At 61.1% G+C, this 20,996-nt stretch carries 19 protein-coding genes and 1 tRNA gene; 6 read left to right on the top strand and 14 right to left on the bottom strand.

Translation table 11 applies throughout. The features are described 5' to 3' along the window. Window positions 1–46 precede the first annotated feature (46 nt). The 4 genes from IB285_RS13975 to IB285_RS13960 all read right to left on the bottom strand — a co-directional run bounded on the left by IB285_RS13975 (window position 47) and on the right by IB285_RS13960 (window position 3,563). Window positions 47–856: a DUF2059 domain-containing protein gene (locus tag IB285_RS13975; protein WP_190788731.1), complete on the bottom strand. Its 810-nt coding sequence runs from the start codon at window positions 854–856 to the stop codon at window positions 47–49. A 28-nt stretch (window positions 857–884) separates the two neighbouring features. Further along, window positions 885–2,315 (bottom strand): phosphoglucomutase/phosphomannomutase PgmG, encoded by a 1,431-nt coding sequence (gene pgmG / locus IB285_RS13970; RefSeq protein ID WP_190788730.1) that lies wholly within the window; start codon window positions 2,313–2,315, stop codon window positions 885–887. A gap of 83 nt (window positions 2,316–2,398) precedes the next feature. Beyond that, window positions 2,399–2,713, bottom strand: coding sequence for a J domain-containing protein (locus IB285_RS13965; RefSeq protein ID WP_190788729.1), 315 nt, complete (start codon window positions 2,711–2,713; stop codon window positions 2,399–2,401). Window positions 2,714–2,717: 4 nt separating this feature from the next. Then, window positions 2,718–3,563 (bottom strand): division plane positioning ATPase MipZ, encoded by an 846-nt coding sequence (locus IB285_RS13960; protein WP_190788728.1) that lies wholly within the window; start codon window positions 3,561–3,563, stop codon window positions 2,718–2,720. A 135-nt stretch (window positions 3,564–3,698) separates the two neighbouring features. Here IB285_RS13960 and panC point away from each other — a divergent pair, with 135 nt between their 5' ends. From panC to IB285_RS13935, 5 genes are all read left to right on the top strand, one after another. After that, window positions 3,699–4,562 carry a pantoate--beta-alanine ligase gene (gene panC, locus IB285_RS13955; RefSeq protein WP_190788727.1) on the top strand — a complete coding sequence of 288 codons (864 nt, stop codon included), beginning with the start codon at window positions 3,699–3,701 and terminating at the stop codon, window positions 4,560–4,562. A 55-nt stretch (window positions 4,563–4,617) separates the two neighbouring features. Next, a tRNA-Gly gene (locus IB285_RS13950) sits at window positions 4,618–4,691 on the top strand. A 59-nt stretch (window positions 4,692–4,750) separates the two neighbouring features. Continuing rightward, entirely contained in the window at window positions 4,751–5,683 is a 933-nt protein-coding gene (gene cysD, locus IB285_RS13945; RefSeq protein WP_407925613.1) for a sulfate adenylyltransferase subunit CysD, read from the top strand. Further along, window positions 5,683–7,599 carry a sulfate adenylyltransferase subunit CysN gene (cysN, locus tag IB285_RS13940; protein WP_190788726.1) on the top strand — a complete coding sequence of 639 codons (1,917 nt, stop codon included), beginning with the start codon at window positions 5,683–5,685 and terminating at the stop codon, window positions 7,597–7,599. The genes cysD and cysN overlap by 1 nt, the downstream gene beginning before the upstream one ends. 8 nt (window positions 7,600–7,607) lie before the next feature. Next, window positions 7,608–8,345: a 3'(2'),5'-bisphosphate nucleotidase CysQ gene (locus tag IB285_RS13935; protein WP_328705897.1), complete on the top strand. Its 738-nt coding sequence runs from the start codon at window positions 7,608–7,610 to the stop codon at window positions 8,343–8,345. On the opposite strand, the gene IB285_RS13930 is transcribed toward IB285_RS13935, so the two are convergent. The 8 genes from IB285_RS13930 to pepN all read right to left on the bottom strand — a co-directional run bounded on the left by IB285_RS13930 (window position 8,342) and on the right by pepN (window position 18,219). Then, entirely contained in the window at window positions 8,342–8,938 is a 597-nt protein-coding gene (locus IB285_RS13930; RefSeq protein ID WP_190788724.1) for an OmpA family protein, read from the bottom strand. The two genes, IB285_RS13935 and IB285_RS13930, sit on opposite strands and share 4 nt — an antisense overlap. A gap of 39 nt (window positions 8,939–8,977) precedes the next feature. Continuing rightward, window positions 8,978–10,897, bottom strand: coding sequence for a cation:proton antiporter (locus IB285_RS13925; protein ID WP_190788723.1), 1,920 nt, complete (start codon window positions 10,895–10,897; stop codon window positions 8,978–8,980). A gap of 88 nt (window positions 10,898–10,985) precedes the next feature. Then, window positions 10,986–11,537 (bottom strand): adenine phosphoribosyltransferase, encoded by a 552-nt coding sequence (locus IB285_RS13920; RefSeq protein ID WP_190788722.1) that lies wholly within the window; start codon window positions 11,535–11,537, stop codon window positions 10,986–10,988. Window positions 11,538–11,619: 82 nt separating this feature from the next. Next, window positions 11,620–12,483, bottom strand: a complete 864-nt coding sequence (locus tag IB285_RS13915; protein WP_190788721.1) for a cytochrome c1 — start codon at window positions 12,481–12,483, stop codon at window positions 11,620–11,622. Between the two features lie 52 nt (window positions 12,484–12,535). After that, a complete protein-coding gene (locus IB285_RS13910) occupies window positions 12,536–13,912 on the bottom strand; it encodes a cytochrome b (RefSeq protein WP_190788720.1) in 1,377 nt (458 codons plus the stop codon). A 55-nt stretch (window positions 13,913–13,967) separates the two neighbouring features. Then, on the bottom strand, window positions 13,968–14,546 hold the full coding sequence (gene petA / locus IB285_RS13905; RefSeq protein WP_190788719.1) for a ubiquinol-cytochrome c reductase iron-sulfur subunit: 579 nt from the start codon (window positions 14,544–14,546) through the stop codon (window positions 13,968–13,970). Between the two features lie 234 nt (window positions 14,547–14,780). After that, the gene (pgeF, locus tag IB285_RS13900; protein ID WP_234033205.1) at window positions 14,781–15,542 is read right to left on the bottom strand and encodes a peptidoglycan editing factor PgeF; all 762 of its coding nucleotides are present in this window, start codon (window positions 15,540–15,542) and stop codon (window positions 14,781–14,783) included. Continuing rightward, on the bottom strand, window positions 15,535–18,219 hold the full coding sequence (gene pepN / locus IB285_RS13895) for an aminopeptidase N (protein WP_190788718.1): 2,685 nt from the start codon (window positions 18,217–18,219) through the stop codon (window positions 15,535–15,537). The genes pgeF and pepN overlap by 8 nt, the downstream gene beginning before the upstream one ends. A 53-nt stretch (window positions 18,220–18,272) precedes the next feature. On the opposite strand from pepN, the gene IB285_RS13890 reads away from it, so the two are divergent. Then, window positions 18,273–19,061: an NAD-dependent epimerase/dehydratase family protein gene (locus tag IB285_RS13890; protein ID WP_190788717.1), complete on the top strand. Its 789-nt coding sequence runs from the start codon at window positions 18,273–18,275 to the stop codon at window positions 19,059–19,061. Here IB285_RS13890 and IB285_RS13885 read toward each other — a convergent pair. Continuing rightward, entirely contained in the window at window positions 19,038–19,937 is a 900-nt protein-coding gene (locus IB285_RS13885; protein WP_190788716.1) for a DMT family transporter, read from the bottom strand. The two genes, IB285_RS13890 and IB285_RS13885, sit on opposite strands and share 24 nt — an antisense overlap. Window positions 19,938–19,968: 31 nt before the next feature. Next, a complete protein-coding gene (locus IB285_RS13880) occupies window positions 19,969–20,967 on the bottom strand; it encodes a threonine aldolase family protein (protein WP_190788715.1) in 999 nt (332 codons plus the stop codon). Window positions 20,968–20,996 lie beyond the last annotated feature (29 nt).

Genomic DNA, 20,996 nt, shown 5'->3' with positions numbered 1-20,996 from the left:
TCCCTGATGTGGCGGCTATGCTTGCCTCCCGCAAGCGCTGCCAGAGTTATTCGAAGTCCGCGTTTGCCAGTTCGGCCTCGATCTCTTCAGTGGTGACACCCAGCAACTCGGCAACGCGCGCCTGCTCCGCGGAAGACAGCTCATAGAAGCCTCGCTTGGCCGGAAGATCGGCCCCGACCGCTTTCCTTCGCTCTTCCATGTCGCTGATCAAGCCCATCATCGCGGGCATCATCTCCATGGATGCGGCGATAATGCGCGGGTCGCTTGACATCGTAAAGCTCTTGCGGGCGAAGCTCGCTCCAGCGTCAGTTTGGAAGAACGCTTCGATTTCGTTCAGCTCGGTCTGGCTGAAGTTGATCGCGTAGAGCTCCGACATTGCCGTGCGCATGGACGGCTCCATCAATGTCATCATTTCAGTCATCATCGCGGGTAGGATGGCCATTTGCGCGTCCTGCCGCTCCTTCCACGCGGGATCGAAAATCCCAGCGATTTCTTCCGATTCCTCATCGGTCAGGTCATCTGCAAGGCCGGAAATTTCGGGAACGGCAGTTTTGGCCGCACTGACGCCCACCTGAATCATCGGCCCCATGATCTGGTCGAAGGTGCTGCCCATCATTTCGGCTAGCGTTCCCTCTGGAATCATCAGCGCGACAATACGTGAGGCTTGGGGCAAACGTCCCTCCTGCTCTGCGCTGAGCGGCTCAACAGCGAACATGGTGCCGGCGGCAGCCATTGCCTGCTCGAACTCATTGAGTTCGCTCGCCGTGTTGTCTTCAGACGCATCCTGAGCACTGGTCGAGGTTGCGGTGAACACCAGAGCAAGCGCCGAGCCTGCGCAGAAAAAAGCACGTTTCATGAATTCGATTCCTTTAAAGTCTACCGGCTCAATGCCCCACGCTCTCGCCGCGTTCGAGGCCAGACAGTGAAAGCTGTTCGTCTATCTGGGCGATAAGCCGTTCAAGCCCGTCCTCGCTGTCGCTTTCCGCGCGCGCGACCAGCACGTCCTGCGTATTCGATGCGCGCAGCAGCCACCAGCCGTCTTTCGTATTCACGCGAACGCCGTCGGTTGCATTGACCTCTTCGACCTGCGGACCCGGATCGGTCGTCAGACGCTCGGTCACCTCTGCGATGGCGGGGAATTTGCGGGCCTCGTCCACCTGAAAGCGCATTTCCGGCGTGTTCAGCATGTCGGGCATCGCCGATTTCAGCTCGGTCACCGATTTGCCCAGCCGCGCCGAGGCGGCGAGCAGCCGAATGCCCGCATAAAGCGCGTCGTCAAATCCGTAATAGGTGTCCGCAAAAAACACGTGACCGCTCATTTCGCCTGCCAGCGGGGAACCAGTTTCCTTCATTTTGGACTTAATCAGCGAGTGTCCGGTCTTCCACATGAGGGGTTTGCCGCCATGCGCAGCGACATTATCGAACAGCGCCCTACTTGCCTTCACGTCGGCGATAACGGTCGCGCCTTTGTGGGTTTTGAGCACATCTTCGGCATAAATCATCAGCAGCTGGTCGCCCCAGATCACCCGGCCCTCGCCATCGATCGCGCCGATCCGGTCGCCATCTCCATCGAAAGCCACTCCGAAATCGAGCTTCTTCTCCGCGACCAAGGCGCGAAGATCGGCCAGATTGGCTTCGACAGTCGGATCGGGATGGTGATTGGGAAAATGTCCATCGACATCAGTGAACAGCAAATGATGCTCGCCAGGAAGTTTGGCAGCGAGAGCTTCGAGAGCGGGCCCGGCGGCGCCGTTTCCGGCGTCCCATCCGACCTTGATGCCGGAGAGGGCCTCGACATCGATACCGCTCAGACCTTCGAGCATCCGGTCGACATATTCATCCATGATTTGGACGGTCTCGACCTCTCCGGCGCCGTCGGTCCAATCCCCGGCAGCGGCGAGTTTCCCGAGCTCCTGGATGTCGGCGCCGAAGAACGGACGCCCCTGAAATACCATTTTGAAGCCGTTATAATTGGGGGGATTGTGGCTGCCAGTTATCTGAATGCCGCCATGCACCTCTTCGCTTGAGGCTTCCGCATAATACAGCATCGGGGTCGCACCCATGCCGATGCGCCGGACATTGCAACCACTCGCGGTCAGCCCTTCGACCAATGCATGTTCGAGCATCGGCGAACTTACCCGGCCATCATAACCGACAGCGATAGTGGGGCTCGCCGGTCCTTCACCGCTGGCGCGGATCAGGAGCGTCCCGAAACTGCGCCCGATCGCGCGTGCATCGTCCGGACCGAGCGTCTCACCGATAATGCCGCGAATGTCGTATTCGCGAAGGACGGTCGGATCGAATGTGTGCTTCATGGGAAGGGACGTCCTGTAAATTCTTCAGAAAGCGATAGCCGCAAATGCACCGTAAATGTGCGATTCTTGCAATAGCGTAACTCTTAAGAGTGCTCGTCGCGGCCGATCTCTGCATCGCGCTCGGGCAATTCGGAAAGCAGCAGGTCGCGCGCATCGTTGGCGTCGTGCACCTGCCCGTTGCTGCCGCCTTTGTCCGGATGCACCGTCGCCATCAGCCGCTTGTGCGCCGCAAGGATTTCTTCGCGGCTCGCCCCAGCCTCGATTTTCAGCAAGGTGCGCGCGCGCCGGATTTCCTGCTGCCTGCTCGGTTTGGTGCTGAGCGTCTGCCACGGCCACTTACCGAAAGCCCATCTGAAAAGGATGGTCAGGATGATCAGGATTACAGCGATCCGAAGCATGGATTTACGCTAGCTCCAAACGCGGCTGATCGCGAGTGAATTCGGGCAAATTCAGCGCCTTGAGCAACGCGCGTAGCTCCTGCCGCGCGATCAGGTGGCTGGTGCCGAGCTCGCCGAGGTGCCCCTTGTCCAGCAGCGTGAGGCCGGAGGGAAACAGTTCGCGGTAGATAACCCGTTCGGAAAGGCCGTGCGCGACCCGGAAGCCGACGCGTTTGGACATCTCGGTCAGCGCCTGTTCGATACGCGCCATATTGCGCGCCTCGACATGACCGGTGCGGTTGCGCACGACGATCCAGTCCATTTCGGGCCGCCTGCCATCGATAGTCGCGCGGCTGCGCTTCATCCGCGCTTCCCAGATGAGCTCGGCAAAAAACGACAGCTTCTTTACCTTGAAAGTTTCGGCATCGACCTGGCCGATAAGGTCGAAATCGACGAAGCTGTCATTCATCGGCGTCACCAGCGTGTCGGCGTTCTCCGCTGCGGTGCGTGCGATCGGATCATCGCGCCCCGGATTGTCGATGATGAGAAAATCGCACAGCTTCTCCAGCCGGTCGATCGTGACCAGCAGCGCTTCGGGTCCACGCCCGCGAAACACTTCGCAGCCCGGCGTCGGAAGGGTGATGCGGCGCTTTTCCAGCGTGCTCAGCCGGTTTTCGATATAGCGATGCGTGGTACGCTGCCGAGCATCGAGATCCAGCGCCATCACCCGCGCGCCGAGATAGGACAGCGCAACCGCGATGTGCACGGCCGTGGTGGATTTGCCCGTCCCGCCCTTCTCGTTCGCGAACACGATCCTGTGCGCGGTTTTGGGCGGGGCTGCTGCCGGGGTCGGGAAAGTTGGGTCGTTCATCGAGGTACAAGGCATCCTGCAAGAGGCGAAGACAGTGCGGACTTCCATTTGCCAAACGCCCGGAGCGACCAAGGCTTGAGAGTGGACTGCGACCGTCTAGTGTGACCTTCACAACTTATCCGGGGAGACGAACGGGTGCAAATTGCAAAGACGCTCGATGTGTTGAGAACGCAGGTCGAAAAGCTTCGGCCGGGCGGGGAGAGCATCGCCCTCGTGCCGACGATGGGCGCTTTGCACGAAGGGCATCTGACGCTGTTGCGCCGGGCGCGCGAGACCTGCGATCATGTGATCGCTTCGATCTTCGTCAATCCCACACAGTTCGGCCCGAACGAGGATCTCGACGCCTATCCGCGCCAGCTGGTAGAAGATGCGGCGATGTTGCAGCGTGAGGGGTGCGCGCTGCTCTGGGCGCCCGGGGTCGAGGTGATGTACCCGGATGGCTTCGTCACCAATATCTCGGTGAGCGGGGTGAGCGAAGGGCTTTGCGGCGCTTCACGGCCAGGGCATTTCGACGGGGTAGCGACAGTCGTTTGCAAGCTTTTCAATCAGGTCCGCCCAAGCCATGCATTCTTCGGCGAGAAGGATTTTCAGCAGCTTGCCGTGATTCGCGCGATGGCGCGCGATCTCGATCTCACCATGCCGCACGTTCATTCGATTATCGGAGTGCCCACCGTGCGAGAGGCCGATGGTCTCGCGATGTCGAGCCGCAACCGCTATCTGTCGCAGGAGCACCGGGCCGCCGCGGCGACCTTGCCGCGCGAGATGCAGGAAGCGATCGCCCGGATCGAAGATGGTCAGGACACCGCACCGACGCTCGCCGCGCTCGAAGATGCGCTGCTCGGTGCGGGGTTTTCGCAGGTCGATTATGCGGTCCTCGCCGATGCTGGGTCGCTCGCGCCGCTCGAAAGGCTGGCCGGCTCGCCCGCTCGTCTGCTGGTCGCTGCGCGGATCGGAGGCACGCGGCTCATCGACAACATGGCGGTTGAGCAGAACCGTTGACGCGGGACCGGCAAGCGTGGCAAAGGGCCTGCGCCCGATGCGAGAAGCATCCTGAGCGGGTATAGCATAGTGGTAATGCTCCAGCCTTCCAAGCTGGCTAGAGGGGTTCGATTCCCCTTACCCGCTCCAATCGCTGCGCTGCGAGTGCAGGCCAAGCTTGCTGGCACCCAAAGATTTCTTTGCTTGTTTTGAAGCCAGAGGGGGCTAGCTCCACTGCCATGCACACGCTTACCCATCTCGAGCGGCTCGAAGCAGAGAGCATCCATATTTTCCGCGAAGTGGTGGCCGAGGCTGAAAAGCCGGTCATGCTGTATTCGGTCGGCAAAGACAGCTCGGTGATGCTGCATCTGGCGCGCAAGGCATTCTATCCCGCGCCGCCACCCTTCCCAATGCTGCATGTCGCGAGCGGATGGGATTTCCAGGCGCTGCTCGATCACCGCGACAAGACGGTGAAGGAATACGGGCTCGATCTGATCGTCGCGCAGAACGAGCAAGCCGAGGACCAAGGCATCAACCCGTTCGACACCGGCAGCGCGCTCTACAGCCAGGCGCAGTTGACAGACCCGCTCAAGAAAGCACTGACCGAGCATGGCTTCGACGCGGCTTTCGGCGGCGGGAGGCGTGACGAAGAGAAGGCGCGCGCGAAGGAACGCGTATTCAGCTTCCGCACAGCCTCGCATCGCTGGGACCCGAAGAACCAGCGGCCCGAGCTGTGGAACCTCTACAATGCGAAAAAGAACAAGGGTGAGAGCATCCGTGTCTTCCCGATCTCCAATTGGACCGAGCTCGATATCTGGCAGTATATCGCGCTGGAGAAGATCGATATCGTGCCGCTCTATCTTTCGCAGAAACGCCCCACGGTAATCCGCGACGGCATGCTGCTGGTGGTCGATGACGACCGCTTTCGCCTGGAGGAGGGCGAAGAGCCGGTCGAACGATCCGTCCGCTTCCGGACGCTCGGTTGCTACCCGCTTACCGGCGCGACCGAAAGCGAGGCGACCGACATGAATGCGATCATCCAGGAAATGCTGCTCGCCACCGGCTCCGAAAGGCAGGGGCGCGCCATCGACAAGGGACAATCGGCAAGCATGGAAGACAAGAAAGCGGAAGGGTACTTCTGATGGCCGACCGCGACCCTTCCTTCCAGACCGATGCGCTGATCGCCGAGGATATCGACGCATACCTAGAACAGCACCAGCAGAAGAGTCTGCTGCGCTTCATCACATGCGGCAGTGTCGATGACGGCAAGTCCACCCTCATCGGGCGGCTTCTGTACGATTCGAAGATGATTTTCGAAGATCAGCTCTCCGCGCTGGAATCCGACAGCAAGAAAGTCGGCACGCAAGGCGAAGAGATCGATTTCGCGCTGCTCGTCGATGGCCTCGCTGCGGAGCGCGAACAGGGCATCACCATCGACGTCGCCTACAGGTTCTTCACGACCGAGAAACGCAAGTTCATCGTCGCCGATACGCCGGGGCATGAACAATATACCCGCAACATGGTCACAGGCGCTTCGACCGCCGATCTCGCCGTGATCCTGGTCGATGCGCGCAAGGGCGTGCTCCAGCAGACCCGTCGGCACAGCTATCTGGTGCATCTCCTCGGCATCAAGCATCTAGTTCTGGCGGTGAACAAAATGGACCTCGTTGATTACGATCAGACGGTGTTCGACGAGATCGTGGCTGACTACGCTGCCTTCGCAGAGGAAGTCGGTATCGAGACTTTCACCCCGATCCCGATCTCGGGCTTCAAGGGCGACAACATCACGGCCTCCCCCTCGATCAACACGCCCTGGTACAAAGGGCTGTCGCTGATCGATCATCTTGAAACGGTCGAGGTCGCCGCCACCGCCGCGCAGGAACGCTCTTTCCGTATGCCGGTGCAATGGGTGAACAGGCCGAACCTCGATTTCCGCGGATTTGCAGGGCTCATCACCGATGGGTCGGTGAAGCCCGGCGATGCGGTGCGGATCGTGCCTGCAGGCAAGGCCTCCCGTATCAAGTCCATCGCGACCTTCGATGGCGATCTCGATGAAGCGGTCGCCGGCCAATCGGTAACGCTTACGCTGGAAGACGAGGTCGATTGCAGCCGCGGCGACGTGATTGCCGCTGCCGACGATCCGCCCGAGGCCTCAGACCAGTTCTGCGCGACCTTCGTCTGGATGGATGAGGAGGCGCTGAAACCGGGACGCGGATACTGGCTGAAACTCGGCAGCCAGATGGTCACGGCGACCGTCCAGCCGCCCAAATACGAGATTGACGTGAATTCACTCGAGCACCTCGCGGCAAAGACGCTCGAGCTAAACGCGATTGGGGTCGCCGAGTTTTCAACCGACCGTCCGATCACCTTCGAAAGCTACGGCAAGAGCCGCCAGCTGGGCGGTTTCATTCTGATCGACAAATTCACCAACGCCACGGTCGGCGCGGGGATGATCGAATTCAGCCTGCGCCGGGCGCAGAACGTCCACTGGCAACCGACCACAGTCACGCGCGACGATCACGCCGCGATGAAGAACCAGAAACCGCGCGTCCTGTGGTTCACCGGATTGTCGGGATCGGGCAAATCGACCATCGCGAACGAGGTGGAAAAGCAGCTCGCGCTGATGAACCGGCACACATTCCTGCTCGATGGCGACAATGTGCGTCATGGGCTCAACAAGGACCTTGGCTTCACCGAAACCGACCGGATCGAGAATATTCGCCGTATTGGCGAGGTGGCGAAGCTGATGGCGGATGCGGGGCTGATCGTGCTGACGGCTTTCATCAGCCCCTTCCGCGCCGAGCGCCGGATGGTGCGCGAAATGCTGCCCGAGGGCGAGTTTATCGAGGTCTTCGTCGACACCCCGCTCGAAGTCGCCGAAAAGCGCGACGTGAAAGGGCTTTACAAGAAAGCGCGCTCGGGCGAGCTCAAGAACTTCACCGGGATCGATAGCCCGTATGAAGCTCCGGAAAATGCCGAAATCCGCGTGAACACCGTCGATATGACACCGGCGGAAGCCGCCGAATATATCATCAAACAGATCCTCCCACTCAAATGACGGGCGAGATGTCAGACGCCCGATTGGCCGCGCACCTCGCCGAAATTGCAGGGCGCATCCTCCTCGATGTGCGGGACAGCGCGGTCTTCGAAGGCAAGGCGCTGGGCAATGCCGGCGATTCCACTGCGAACGAATTCCTGTGCCATGCGCTGCGCTCCGCCCGGCCTGATGACGGTCTGCTCTCCGAGGAGGAGAAAGACGACACGGCGCGCTGTTCACTGAGCCGCGTCTGGATTGTCGATCCGGTCGATGGGACGCGCGAATATGGCGAGCAGCGCGGCGACTGGGCGGTCCATGTCGGCCTCGCGATAGACGGCGTGGCCACGGTGGGTGCAGTTGCGCTTCCTGGGCTTGATGGCGGAGTGGTTCTGTCTTCCGATAAGATCGCAGCACTGCCCGCCCCCGCCCCGAAGCCGCGCTTCCTCGTCAGCCGGTCACGCCCGGCCAAAGAAGCGGTCGCCGTCGCGAAAGCTATGGACGGCGAGTTGGTCAGCATGGGCAGTGCCGGTGCAAAGGCCATGGCCGTCGTGCGCGGCGAGGCAGAGATCTATCTGCATTCTGGCGGCCAGTATGAATGGGATAGCTGCGCCCCCGTCGCCGTCGCGGCTGCGCACGGCCTGCATTGTTCGCGGATCGACGGATCGCCGATCCGCTACAATATGGCGGACCCTTATCTTCCCGACCTGCTGATCTGCCGCCCGGCATATGCCGACCGCGTTCTCGAGCTGGTGGCTGATTTGGATTAATCTTCGGCGGCTGGAGGCTCGCCCGCGTCGGATTGGGCTTCGTCCAGCGAAACCTCGATATCGACCCGCCGGTTGGCCGCGCGGCCCGCTTCGTTCGGTTCTCCATCAGGCAGCGCGTTCGGCTCAACGGGGTTCTGTTCGCCGAACGCAATCAGGGTGATACGATCGGCGCTCACGCCGTTTTCGACCAGCCAGTCGCGCACCGCCTCCCCGCGCGCTTCGGATGCACGCGCATTGGCCGCATCGCTTCCGCTCGCATCGCTATGTGCTCGCAAGATGATCGTGCTGTCTTCTGCAATCTGCGCCGAACCGGCAAGCTCCTCCAGCGCGAGCAGGGCCGCTGCGTCCAGATCGCTCCCGCCTTCCGGAAACCCGACAGTCGTCTCGAGTGGCTCTAGCTGGACTTCGCGTGCCTCGGGTTGTTCGATATCGGCGCGAATGATCGAAACAGGCGCATCGGGGCTCGGAGTGGCGAGCTGACCTGCTGCATCCTCCTCGGCCCTGTCAGCGTCAGGGGTGTCGGATGTATCGCCATTGCAGCCTGCGAGCGTGATGGTCGCGGCGAGGATCAGTGCTGTCGGCAAGTTCTGCATCGGGGCCTCTTTGTCGAAGTCTTCTCTGTCCGGTTCGTTTCAGCTCGGCTGCGGCTTTTGCGGTGTCTGTCCGCCCTTGTCGCGGCCGCTTTCCCGCGAAGCACGGCGGGCAGCCTTTTCCTCCAGCGTCTTCAGCTGAGGAGGTGAAAAGCTCAGGATTGTATCGCCAGCGCGCGGTTCCGGGCGTGCCGCATGGGTGAAGAAGCGCAGCCTGCCGCTACTCCGTAGCAGCAGCAGCATGTTCGCGCTGTCGGGCAGCTTTTCCTGCGCGTCTTCGAAATCGAACTCATCGGAAAGCTTGGTCTTGCGGAAAACCCAGCCCTGCTGCTGACGTTCGTTCACATCGGTTACGCCGAATCCGCTTTCGAACAGCGCGCGCCCGCGCAGAGTGGGCGGCAGCGCATGCTTGTCGTCATCGCCATCGGCGCTCTCACCAAGCTGGTAGACGCTGTCTCTGCCAACCTCGTGGGCGAATTCGTTGCAAACTAGCGTGTTGTACGCCTCGTTATCGGTCGCCGCCACGAGCACTTGGTACGGTGTCAGGTCGAGATTGTGTTCGGTCGCTTCGTTCAGGATCTCACCGTGATAAAACGGGAGCCCTTCGCGCCGGGCAGGACCAAGGCTCTGCCAGCTGGGATCGACGATCATCACCGGCGTCTTCAAGGCCTGCATCTCTTTCGCGAGCGCGATGGTCCACGGGGTAGAACCGACGATGAGCAGGCCGGGGCGCGAGGTTCCCTTCACGCCGAGCCATTTTGCAACAATATCAACGGTGAAGCCGTGGGCGACCACCGTGGCTACTACGACGGCGAAACTGAGCGCGGTTAGCACTTGCCCATCGCTGTATCCGAGATCGGCAAGCCGCAGCGCGAACAGGCCGCTGATCGCGACGAGCACGATCCCTCGCGGAGCGATCCAGGCAATGAACAGCCGCTCGTTCCAGGGCACCGAGGAGCCGAGAAGGCTGACGATGACCGTCAGTGGGCGAACGATGAAGAGCAGGGCGAGCAGGAACAGAATGAATCGCAGGCCGACTTCGGTCGTCGGATCGAGATAGACAAGGTCGCTCCAGCTGAGGCTCGATGAGAGCAGGATGAAAATGCCCGAAACCAGCAGGACCGCGATATTTTCCTTGAACGGGTGAATCGACCGGATGCTGGAGAAACCTGTATTGGCGAGCGTAATCCCCATCACTGTCACCGCGACGAGCCCGGCTTCATGCTCGATCTTGTTGGTGAGAACGAACACGAAGATCACGGCGATGAAGAGCACCGGGACTTTCAGATACTCAGGTATCGCCCCGCGCGGGAAAAGATAGGCGATCATGCGCGCGGCGGCGTATCCGATGAGTCCTGCGAGAATAGCCGCGATGATTAGCGGCGGCACCACTTCGATCACGGATGCATTGGGGCTTTCGGCGACGCGGCGGAAATACTCGTAAGCGATCACGGCGCACAAAGCGCCGGTTGGATCGTTGACGATGCCTTCCCATTTAAGGATCGAATTGGGCCGCGTCTGCACATTCGCCTGACGAAGCAGCGGGATCACGACGGTCGGCCCGGTGACAATCAAGATGCCGCCGAACAGGATAGCGACCGGCCAGGCAAGGCCTGCAATCTGGCTGGCAGCAACTGCGCCGAGCGCCCAGCCCACCACCACACCGACAGTGGCAAGCCGCCAGACGGCGCTGCCCGAATGCCTGAGCTCGCGCAGGTCGAGGCTGAGACCGCCTTCGAAAAGGATGAGAGCGACGCCGATGCCGATAGCGGGATCGAGCAGGTCGCCAAAAGCTGCCTCGGGGTCGAGCAAGCGGAAGCCAAGCTCTCCCGCAACAGGTCCGGCGAGGAACCCGGCGGCCAGCATCAGCACGATCGCCGGCCAGCCCGTGCGCCAGGCAAGCCACTGCGCCCCGATACCGAGGACGCCGATGGTGGCTATTACGAGCGCTTGCGATTCCATCTGATTTCCTGGGCTTCCCTCATGCGAACAATGAACCGTTGGCGCACTCGTTCCATTTCCGAGCCTGCGGAATAGGGTTCGCCGGTCGCTATTCGCCTTCGAATTGCATCAGGGTCTGCACTGCGACACCGGCCTGCTGCAGTTTTGCTGCGCCGCCAAGGTCGGGCAAGTCGATAACGAACAAGGCGTCTTCCACCGTGCCTCCCGCCTGCCGAAGCAACTGCGCTGTCGCGAGCGCAGTCCCGCCTGTGGCGATCAGATCATCGACGATGATGATGGATTCGCCGCCTGTAATCGAACCGGGATCGACTTCGAGCCGGTCGGTTCCGTATTCGAGGGCATAGTCCACGCCGATGGTCGATACCGGCAGCTTGCCCGGCTTGCGGACGAGGACGAAGCCGATACCCAATTGCACCGCGACCGCCGCGCCGAAAATGAAGCCGCGCGCTTCCATTCCGGCGATCTTCTGCGCGCCTTTCGCTCTCGCAATCTCGGCGAGGTGATGGACACTGGCCGACAGTCCCTCGGAATGCCCGATCAGGGTTGTTATGTCGCGAAACTGGATGCCGGGTTCCGGAAAGTCCGGCACGGTCCGCACCAGCGCCTTGAGTTCGCCGGTAGAAAGCTTCGGAGTGGTCATGTTCGCTCCACAAATGCAAAGCGCCCCATCATCCGCAAGAGGAGATGGAGCGCTTTATGTGTCGTAACGCCCGATGAGACGCTTACTTCTTCTTCGCTTTCTTGCCGGCCCAGATCTGCTTGTAGGACAGGAAGGCGAGACCGGTCGCGAAAATCAGGAACGCGATCACGAACCAGCCGGTCTGCTTGCGCTGAACCAGCGACGGTTCGGCCGTCCAGGTCAGGAACGCGGCAATATCTGCCGACATCTGCGGAACGGTCGCTTCGGTCCCGTCATCATAGGTGATGAGGTCGGGATAAAGCTGCGGCGGCATGGCGAGGTTCACGTTGGAGAACCACGGGTTGAAATAGAGGCCCGGCGGGGTCTCAAAACCATTTTCCTGAGCCTTCGCCAGCTTTTCGGGATCTGGATCGACATATCCATTCAGGAGCGAATAGACGTAATTCGTGCCGTCCTTGCGCGCCTTCGTCATCAGCGAAAGGTCAGGCGGGATCGCGTTGTTGTTGGCCGCTGCGGCAGCAACATCGTTCGGATACGGGTTCGGGAAGTAATCGGTCGGCTCACCGGGACGAGTGGTGGCCTCACCAGTGTTCGGATCGATGCCGGGAACGTTCCAGGTCGCCGCTTCGGCGCGAACCTGTGCCTCGGTATAGCCCAGCTCCTCAAGATTGCGGAACGCGACATACTTCAGGCCGTGACATGCCGAGCAGACCTGCTTGTAAACGGCGTAACCGCGCTGCAGCTGCGCGTAATCCCATTTGCCCAAGGGGCCGTCGAACGAGAAACCACCTTCGGGCGCGACCGGCTTTTCCTTGAACACATAATATGCGGGTTTTTCTGCCGGCGGGCCAAAGGCATAATTGTACGCGCCGGGGATCAGCGACCACAGCACCAGCACGGCAGTGATGCCGAGACCGATGAGGATGCCTGCAAGACGGATTGTCATGACCGAACTCTTTCTCGTTATCGGGTCAGTAAAAGGAGCGATAATCTAGCGATTATTCGGCTGGCTGAAGCGAACCGTCGGGATCACTGCCCGGCAGCGGCTTGACCACGGCCTGCGGGTTGTCACCGCCGCCGTCCGTGCCGCCCGGCTTATCGTCGGATCCGAGTACCGCTTCGGTAATCGAATATGGCAGCGGTTTCGGCACCTCGATCTGGCTGACGATCGGCAGGATCACCAGGAAGTGCAGGAAGTAATAGGCCGTCGCGATCTGGCTGAGCAGAACATAGGGCTCTTCTGCCGGTGCACCGCCGACATAGGTGAGCAGCGCCATGCACGGGATCAGGCCGAACCAGAAGAACTTCTTGAACATCGGGCGGTAATGGCCGGAACGCACCGGGCTCTTGTCGAGCCACGGGAGGAAGAACCAAACCAGGATCGAACCGAACATCGCGATCACGCCCAGCAGCTTCGCCTCGATCAGAACGATGCCCGTGAACGGGATCGTCAGATCGGCGGTGAAGGCGCGCAGGATCGCGTAGAACGGCAGGAAGTACCATTCCGGAACGATCAGCGCCGGGGTCGAGAGCGGGTTCGCCTCGATGTAGTTGTCCGGGTGGCCGAGCATGTTCGGCAGGAAGAACACCATGAAGGTGAAGAGGATCAGGAAAACGCCCAGCCCGAAGCCGTCCTTAGACGTGTAATACGGGTGGAACGGAACCGTGTCGCTTTCCTTCTTCACTTCGACGCCGGTCGGGTTCGAAGAGCCCGGGATGTGAAGCGCCCAGATGTGGAGGATAACCACACCGGCAATCACGAACGGCAGCAGGAAGTGCAGCGAGAAGAAACGGTTGAGCGCTGCATTATCCGGGGCAAAACCACCCAGCAGCCAGATCTGCAGCGGCTCACCGATGAACGGGATTGCGCCAAACAGGCCGGTGATAACCTTCGCGCCCCAGAAGCTCATCTGGCCCCATGGCAGCACATAACCCATGAACGCGGTCGCCATCATCAGCAGGAAGATGACCACGCCGAGCAGCCAGATCATCTCGCGCGGAGCCTTGTACGACGAGTAATAGAGGCCGCGGAAGATATGCAGATAGATGACGATGAAGAAGAAGCTCGCCCCGTTTGCGTGGGCGTAGCGCATCATCCAGCCGTAATTGACGTTGCGCATGATGTGCTCGACCGTACCGAAGGCTACTTCGGTGTTGGCGGCATAATGCATGGCCAGAATGACCCCGGTAACGATCTGCAAAACCAAGCAGAATCCGGCAAGAACGCCGAAATTCCACATGTAGTTGAGATTGCGCGGAACCGGATAACCCGCACCCACTGCGTTGTAGACAAGGCGCGGCAAGGGCAGTTTTTCATCGACCCACTTGGTAAAGGCGGATTTCGGTTCGTACTGCTTGGCCCAGGCAAAACTCATAACGGTCTCTCGGTTCTCAGCGTGTAATTACGGTTTCAGGTACAGATACGCAGCATCAGCCGACGCGGATGGTGCTTTCCGACGTGAAGGAATATTCAGGCACTTCAAGATTGGTTGGCGCCGGACCTTTGCGGATCCGCCCGGCGACGTCGTAGTGCGAGCCGTGGCATGGGCAGAAATATCCGCCGAACTCGCCCTTGTTCTCGCCTTCGGCCGCGCCCAGCGGCACACAGCCGAGGTGGGTGCAGACGCCCATGGTGACGAGGATGTCTTCGTTGCCTTCGCTCGTGCGCTCGGCCAGCGTCTGCGGGTCGCGCATATTGGCCGCGTCGTCCGCTTTTGCCTCGGCGACTTCTTCAGGCGTCAGACGCTTTACGAACAGGGGCTGCTTGCGGAACACCGCCTTGATGCTCTGGCCCGGCTGAATAGCGCCCACATCGACATCGGTCGTGCTTTCAGCGAGCACGTCTTTCGATGGAGCCATCTGACTGATCGCCGGAAGCAACACAGCCGCGCCGCCGACACCGGCGGTTCCCAGCGCTGCAACATGGATCCAGTCGCGGCGACGAACGCCGTCTTCGCTGTCCGCCGCTTCGGGGGGCGTAGCTCCAGCAGAAGCACCAGTAGAAGCCATCGTGTCTTACCTTGCTCATAGACCCGCGCCGACAATGTGCCCGCGCGGGAGATTGTTAAACCTGTTTGCTCTCAGGCGCGATCCCGATCAATCACCCCTTAAAGCCGTGCCGAAAGCGCATGACGCTCCCATAAAGTTCCGGCTCGCCGCGCAGATAGACGCAATGCGCGCGAAAACCAACCGTGTTTTGAGCACATCCTGTTCGCTTCGATGCAATCAATTGCGGACCCGATTTCAGCGCATGCCGATCATGCTGATCTGGCGTCCATAATTTGGCTCATCGCGCTGAAAGGCTCTTCGGTAAGAATGGTAACGCTCGATATCCGCAAAAGTATCCCGGGCGGTGTCTTCTATTTTCGCCAGTCCCAATTGGCGCAGTTTCGATACGGCGTATCCGGGCAGGTCGAAATGCCAGCGATCGCGCCCTTCGCGCCTTGGTGCCGGGGCAAAATGCTGCTCGTCTTCGCCTGTGAAATTGGCGCGGAATGGTTCGTCGACTTCATAGTTTGCCGGGGCAATCGTCGGCCCGATCGCGGCGGCGATGTTTGCGCGCACTGCACCGAGCGCTTCCATCGCGGACACGGTTCGCCTGAGCACACCGCCATGCGCCCCGCGCCACCCGGCATGCGCAGCGCCGATAACCCCGGCCTGTTTGTCGGCGAAGAGCACCGGAGCGCAGTCGGCGGTTACGATGCCCAACACGATGCGGGGCAGCGCGGTGACCAGTGCATCGGCCACGGGTCGCCCTTCAGCCGCGTCTTCCCACGGGGTCTCGACCGTGATGACATCGGGCGAGTGCACCTGATGCGGTGTGACAAAATCTGCGCCGCCGACGATTTGATGCGCCGCCGCCAAGCGCAACCGGCGGATCTCGTTCTCGTCGCCCGGACCGCCAAAGCCGAACTGGTGTACACCGCCGCTGCTCCCGAAAAAGCCATGCGGAGTGCCGTCCAACGCGGGCGCCGTAACGATATCGAATGGCGCCATGTCAGCCATCGAGGCTGCGCGAAACCTGCTCGAATGTGTCGCGCGAGAGACCCTCCGTCACAGCGATCCGCTCCAGCTCGGCTTTCATCAGCCCGGCTTTCACCGACTCGATCCGCCGCCATTTCCCGAGCGGAGAAACGAAACGCGCCGCCGTCTGCGGGTTAATCGGATCGAGCGCCAGGATCACATCGGCGATCATGCGATAGCCCGATCCATCCTGCGCGTGGAATCCCTGCGGATTGCCAGCAAAAGCCATGTAAAGCGAGCGCACCCGATTGGGGTTCTTCATCGTGAAGTCGGCATGCTCGGCGAGCGTTTTCACGTGCGAGAGTACCTCTGGATGCAGCGACAGAGCCTGCAAGGTGAACCACTTGTCGATGACGAGAGCGTTGCCTTGATAGCGGTCGTAGAACGCCTGCAGGCGCTCCTCGCGCGCCGGGTGTTGAAGGCCGCAGAGCACCATCAATGCGCCCTGCCGGTCGGTCATGTTGTCCGCCTGATCGAACTGGCGCGAGGCCATGACCGCCGCACGCTCGGGATCGCTTGCTGCAAACAGCGCGGCGATCTGCGTCTTGACCTTGCGCGCACCCCGACCCGCCGGATCATCGTAGGGAATGTCGGCGACCTGGGCGTAAAGCGATTCGAGCTCGCGCTTCAATGTGACGCCGATGGCAGTCTTGAGCTGCTCGCGCTCTTTGTGGATTTCGAGCGGTTCGGCTTTGCGAATACCGGCAGGGTCGCTGCCCGCCATCGCTTCGAAGAGATAGGTTTCGCTCGGTAACATCATCAATTCGCCGCGCATGGAATGGTCGAGCGCCGGATCGGACAGGATCGATCGGAACGCGTCGCATACGAGGCGCTTGCCCTCGGCGCGCCCGGCTTGATCGAGCTCGCGGCTGGCCGCCGCCACCAGATGGCGAACGGCGAGGTCCTGCAATGCCTCGTAGCGGGCGAAGGGATCATCGTCTTTCGCGGCTAGGAAAACGAGGTCTTCGCTTTCAAGCTCACGCTCGATGATGACGGGCGCCGTAAATCCGCGATTTATCGACAGCACCGGAACCGGACCGGCCAGCGGAAGGCTGATAGTTTGCTCATCGTGCCGGAGCTCGATCAGTTGCTCTTCGCCCAATGCGCCGGTTTCGCGGCAATGGACTGCGACGCGCAGCGGAATATGCATCGCGCCTTTGTTCTTCTGACCCGGCGTATCCGGGACGGTTTGCCTGAAGGTCACATCCAGCCCGTCGCCATCGCCGAGCTTCTGGCTGACTTCGATCCGCGGCGTGCCTGCTTGCCGGTACCACCGGCGGAACTGCGCCAGCTCGAGCCCCGCGCCGTCCTCGATCGCCGTGATGAAGTCTTCGCAAGTGGCCGCTTCGCCATCGTGGCGGTCGAAATAGAGATCGGTGCCCGCGCGGAAGTCCTCGGCCCCGGCCATCGTGCGCATCATGCGGATGACTTCAGCACCTTTATTGTAGACAGTCGCGGTGTAGAAATTGCTGATCTCGCGGTAACTATCCGGGCGGATCGGATGCGCGAGAGGGCCGGCATCTTCGGGGAACTGCGCCGCGCGAAGGATGCGCACATCCTCTATCCGCTTGACCGCCTCGCCCTGCATGTCCTGGCTGAAAAGCTGGTCGCGCAGCACGGTGAAGCCCTCCTTGAGCGAGAGCTGGAACCAGTCGCGGCAGGTCACCCGGTTGCCAGACCAATTGTGAAAATATTCGTGCGCAATCACGCCTTCGACGGCGTCGAAATCCGCATCGGTCGCGGTGTCGGGATCGGCGAGCACGTATTTGGTGTTGAAGACGTTGAGCCCCTTGTTCTCCATCGCGCCCATATTGAAGTCCGAGACCGCCACGATGTTGTAGAGGTCGAGATCATATTCGCGGCCGAAGGTTTCCTCATCCCACTTCATCGAGCGGTGAAGCGATTGAAGAGCATGGTCGGTGCGGGCCAAATCCTCCTCACGCACCCAGACATTGCATTCGACCTCGCGGCCGGACTGCGTAGTGAACGGAGCCGAATTGGCTACGAGATCCCCCGCGACAAGCGCGAACAGGTAGGATGGCTTCGGCCATGGGTCGTGCCACTCCGCCCAGTGCGTGCCGTCATTTCCGTCGCCTTCGGCAACCTTGTTGCCGTTGCACAAGAGGATCGGGAAGAGGTCTTTCGGCCCGCTCATCTTTACGCGGTAGGTGGATAGGACGTCCGGACGGTCTGGGAAGAACGTGATGCGGCGAAAGCCTTCTGCCTCGCACTGGGTGCACAGCATTCCGTTCGATGCGAACAGCCCCATCAGCGCGGTATTAGCGCTCGGATCGATATGGGTGACGATTTCGACCGTGTGGCTTTCTCCGGGCAGGTTCACGAGCAGGTCACCCTCGTCCATCGACCAGTCGCCGAAGCGCGCGCCATCGATCATGACCATGTCGGTTTTAATCCCGTCGCCGTTCAGCCTGAGCTCTGGCGAGATCGATTCCGTTTCCGGATTGCGCTTGATGGTCAGCCGCGAAGTGACCCGCGTGCTGTCGATGCCGAGGACGAATTCAAGCTCTGTCTGAGGGACGATCCATGGAAAGGGCTGGTAATCCTCCCGGCGGATGACAGGCGGATCGTGAGGTGTAGGCGCCGCATCGGCGAGTTCGGGATTGCCTTCGGGGCTGGTCGGGGTGGTTGCGATATCCATGGGAACTCGATTTCAGTTGATTTGTGCGGGCGTCAAGCGATTAGAACACTTCTATGGCGCGATTGTTCATATTTGGCCTGGGCTATACGGCGAAAAGAATTGCCGAAGAGATGACCGCAAGCGGCTGGCAGGTCGATGCGACCGGCAGCGCAGGCAATGTGGATTTCGGCGACGAGGATGCTGTCGCGCAAGCGCTCGAAGGCGCCGGGCACATCCTTTCATCCGTCCCGCCAGACCGCAAAGAGAACACCGACCCGGTGCTCGCGCGCTATGGCGATAGGCTTCGCGGGCGCTCGCTGTTCTACCTCTCCTCGACCGGGGTTTACGGTGACAAGCAGGGTGCGTGGGTCGATGAAAGCTCGCCCACCGGCACCGGCAGGCGCAATGCCCGATCGGAAGCCGACGCCGCGTGGATGGAGATGAATGCGCGGGTGTTCCGCCTGCCAGGCATTTACGGGCCCGGCCGCTCGGCGCTCGACCGGGTGCGCGAAGGCAAGGCCCGCCGGATCGATCTGCCGGGGCAGGTCTTTAGCCGGGTGCATGTCGATGACATAGTCAGCGGGGTCACCGCCGCGCTTACGCAAGATGCACCGCCGGGCGTGTATAATCTGGGTGACGATCTTCCAGCCAGCGGCAACGCGGTGACAGAATATGCCTGCCGCCTGCTTGGGGTCGAACCGCCGCCGATGCAGACGCTCGAAGAAGCGAACCTGAGTGAAATGGCGCTCGGCTTCTATTCGGAGAACCGCCGGGTGGCGAATGGCAAGGCAAAACGCGTTCTCGACTGGCGGCCCCGATACCCCACCTATGTCGAGGGATTATCGGCTCTGCTTAGCTCTTAGCGCGATCCCCATGCCGACCACCGCAAGCACCATTCCGCCGGCGGTCAGCGCGGTCCAGCGGTAGTCTTCGAACAGGGTCGAAATCAGCATCGCGACAGAGATCGTCAGAATCGAATTGTACGCTGTGCGCCCCGCCCCGATCTCGCGGACGAGATTGTAGTGCAGCGGGAACGTGACGACGGACCCGATCAGCGCGAGATATACGATGCCCGCCCAATATCCGGGACTGCTCGGCAGCGGTGGCGGTCCGGCTGTAAGCGCTGCAAATCCCAGATCGAACACGGTTCCGTACAGCATCGCCCAGGCCAGCAGGCTCACCATCGGCACCGCGCGGCCCGTGGGGTTGGCCTGAATGACGTTGGCGATCGACGCGGCGAGGATGCCGAGCATCGCCAGCACAATGCCAAGCGCGACATTTCCGCCGATCACTCCGGCATCCGGATTGGCGCGCCATTCATGGACGAGCAGGAACGAAACCCCGATGATCGCGATCATGCTGCCCACGAAGAACCGGCCCTGAGCACGCTCTCCAAGAAATATCCGCGCGAAAATCGCGTTGGGTACCATCAACAGGCCGAACATCATCGCGACGATGCCTGAGGTCACGTAGAGCTCGGCATGATACACGAATAGGAAATTGCCGCTGAACTGGAAGATGCCGACAAACGCCGCAAGCAGATGCTCCGGCCTCGTCAGCGTCAGCCTCCGTTTCATCAGGTACGCGACCAGAAACAGCGCGGGGGTCGCCAACGCAAAGCGGTAGAACACCGACCACGCGGCGGGCACTCCGTCGATCTGCCCGGTGATGACAAACCAGGTCGAACCCCAGATCGCGCCGGTCAGGATAAATGGCAGGATGACGCGCCATTGCAGCATAGAGGACTGCGGCGCGCTCAAAGTGTGACGCTCATAAAGACGCGATCACTTTTCCGAGAGCGCTCGCATCCTCCGCACGGGTATTCCACGCGGTGACGAAGCGGGCGGCATCCGCGCCCCAGTCGTAGAATTCGAAGCCTTGCGCGCGCAGCGCCTCGCGCTCGGCTGCGGACAAGCGCACGAACAATTCATTCGCTTCGACCGGATGCATCAACCGCTCAGCGCATCCGCTGGCGATATCCTGCGCCGCGGCATTGGCGTGGCGCGCATTGGCGAGCCACAGATCGTCATCGAGCATCGCGAGTATCTGAGCGGCAAGATAGCGCCCCTTGCATTGCAGATGGCCTGCGCGCTTACGGCGATATTTGACGAGGTCGGCCTGCTGCGGATCGAACAGGACAACCGCTTCGGCGCTCATGGCGCCATTCTTGATGAAACCGAATGCGAGACTGTCCACGGGGCCCGCAGCGCCCTTTGCCGAGCCTCCGAGAAAAGCCGCCGCATTGGCGAAACGCGCGCCGTCCATGTGGAGGCCAAGTCCGCGCGATTTGGCAAAGTCGGAGAGCGCTTCAAGTTCGTCCGCCGAATAGGTCCGCCCATATTCGCTCGCCTGCGTAATCGCGATTGCGTGCGGCTGGACCTGGTGGACATCATCGCGGATCGGATCGATCAGAGCTGTGATCCCATCGGGAGTGAGTTTTGCCCCTTCACCCGAACACAGCATCAGCTTGGCACCGTGCAGATAGAAGCCTGGCGCTCCGCCCTCATCGACTTCGATATGCGCCTCTTCATGGCAGACCACACCGCCGTGCGGTTGGCACATCGTCGCCAGCGCCAGGCAATTGGCTGCCGTTCCCGTCGCCACCCACATCGCCGCGCAATCGCGCCCGAACAGATCGGTGACGCGCGCATCGAGCTCGCTGGAAAGCGCGTCCCCGTCATAGGGGTTATCTGCTTCGTCGGCCGCGCGCATCGCTTCCCATACCTTGGGATGCACCGGCGCTGCATTGTCGGACAGAAACTTGCTCATATCGGAACGCCTCTAACCGGAACGGCGTT

The organism is Erythrobacter rubeus (assembly GCF_014705715.1).
In the GTDB taxonomy this organism is placed as follows: domain Bacteria; phylum Pseudomonadota; class Alphaproteobacteria; order Sphingomonadales; family Sphingomonadaceae; genus Erythrobacter; species Erythrobacter rubeus.
The sequence above is the reverse complement of the archived record's forward strand: the minus strand, read 5'-3'. Positions and strand labels throughout refer to the sequence as shown.

What these genes read in the sequence shown, in the direction of transcription:
- IB285_RS13975 (WP_190788731.1), bottom strand. Translation starts at nt 856, where the DNA reads ATGAAACGTGCTTTTTTCTGCGCAGGCTCGGCGCTTGCTCTGGTGTTC.
- pgmG (WP_190788730.1), bottom strand. Translation starts at nt 2,315, where the DNA reads ATGAAGCACACATTCGATCCGACCGTCCTTCGCGAATACGACATTCGC.
- IB285_RS13965 (WP_190788729.1), bottom strand. Translation starts at nt 2,713, where the DNA reads ATGCTTCGGATCGCTGTAATCCTGATCATCCTGACCATCCTTTTCAGA.
- IB285_RS13960 (WP_190788728.1), bottom strand. Translation starts at nt 3,563, where the DNA reads ATGAACGACCCAACTTTCCCGACCCCGGCAGCAGCCCCGCCCAAAACC.
- cysN (WP_190788726.1), top strand. Translation starts at nt 5,683, where the DNA reads ATGGCCGACCGCGACCCTTCCTTCCAGACCGATGCGCTGATCGCCGAG.
- IB285_RS13935 (WP_328705897.1), top strand. Translation starts at nt 7,608, where the DNA reads ATGTCAGACGCCCGATTGGCCGCGCACCTCGCCGAAATTGCAGGGCGC.
- IB285_RS13930 (WP_190788724.1), bottom strand. Translation starts at nt 8,938, where the DNA reads ATGCAGAACTTGCCGACAGCACTGATCCTCGCCGCGACCATCACGCTC.
- IB285_RS13925 (WP_190788723.1), bottom strand. Translation starts at nt 10,897, where the DNA reads ATGGAATCGCAAGCGCTCGTAATAGCCACCATCGGCGTCCTCGGTATC.
- IB285_RS13920 (WP_190788722.1), bottom strand. Translation starts at nt 11,537, where the DNA reads ATGACCACTCCGAAGCTTTCTACCGGCGAACTCAAGGCGCTGGTGCGG.
- IB285_RS13915 (WP_190788721.1), bottom strand. Translation starts at nt 12,483, where the DNA reads ATGACAATCCGTCTTGCAGGCATCCTCATCGGTCTCGGCATCACTGCC.
- IB285_RS13910 (WP_190788720.1), bottom strand. Translation starts at nt 13,912, where the DNA reads ATGAGTTTTGCCTGGGCCAAGCAGTACGAACCGAAATCCGCCTTTACC.
- petA (WP_190788719.1), bottom strand. Translation starts at nt 14,546, where the DNA reads ATGGCTTCTACTGGTGCTTCTGCTGGAGCTACGCCCCCCGAAGCGGCG.
- pgeF (WP_234033205.1), bottom strand. Translation starts at nt 15,542, where the DNA reads ATGGCTGACATGGCGCCATTCGATATCGTTACGGCGCCCGCGTTGGAC.
- pepN (WP_190788718.1), bottom strand. Translation starts at nt 18,219, where the DNA reads ATGGATATCGCAACCACCCCGACCAGCCCCGAAGGCAATCCCGAACTC.
- IB285_RS13890 (WP_190788717.1), top strand. Translation starts at nt 18,273, where the DNA reads ATGGCGCGATTGTTCATATTTGGCCTGGGCTATACGGCGAAAAGAATT.
- IB285_RS13885 (WP_190788716.1), bottom strand. Translation starts at nt 19,937, where the DNA reads ATGCTGCAATGGCGCGTCATCCTGCCATTTATCCTGACCGGCGCGATC.
- IB285_RS13880 (WP_190788715.1), bottom strand. Translation starts at nt 20,967, where the DNA reads ATGAGCAAGTTTCTGTCCGACAATGCAGCGCCGGTGCATCCCAAGGTA.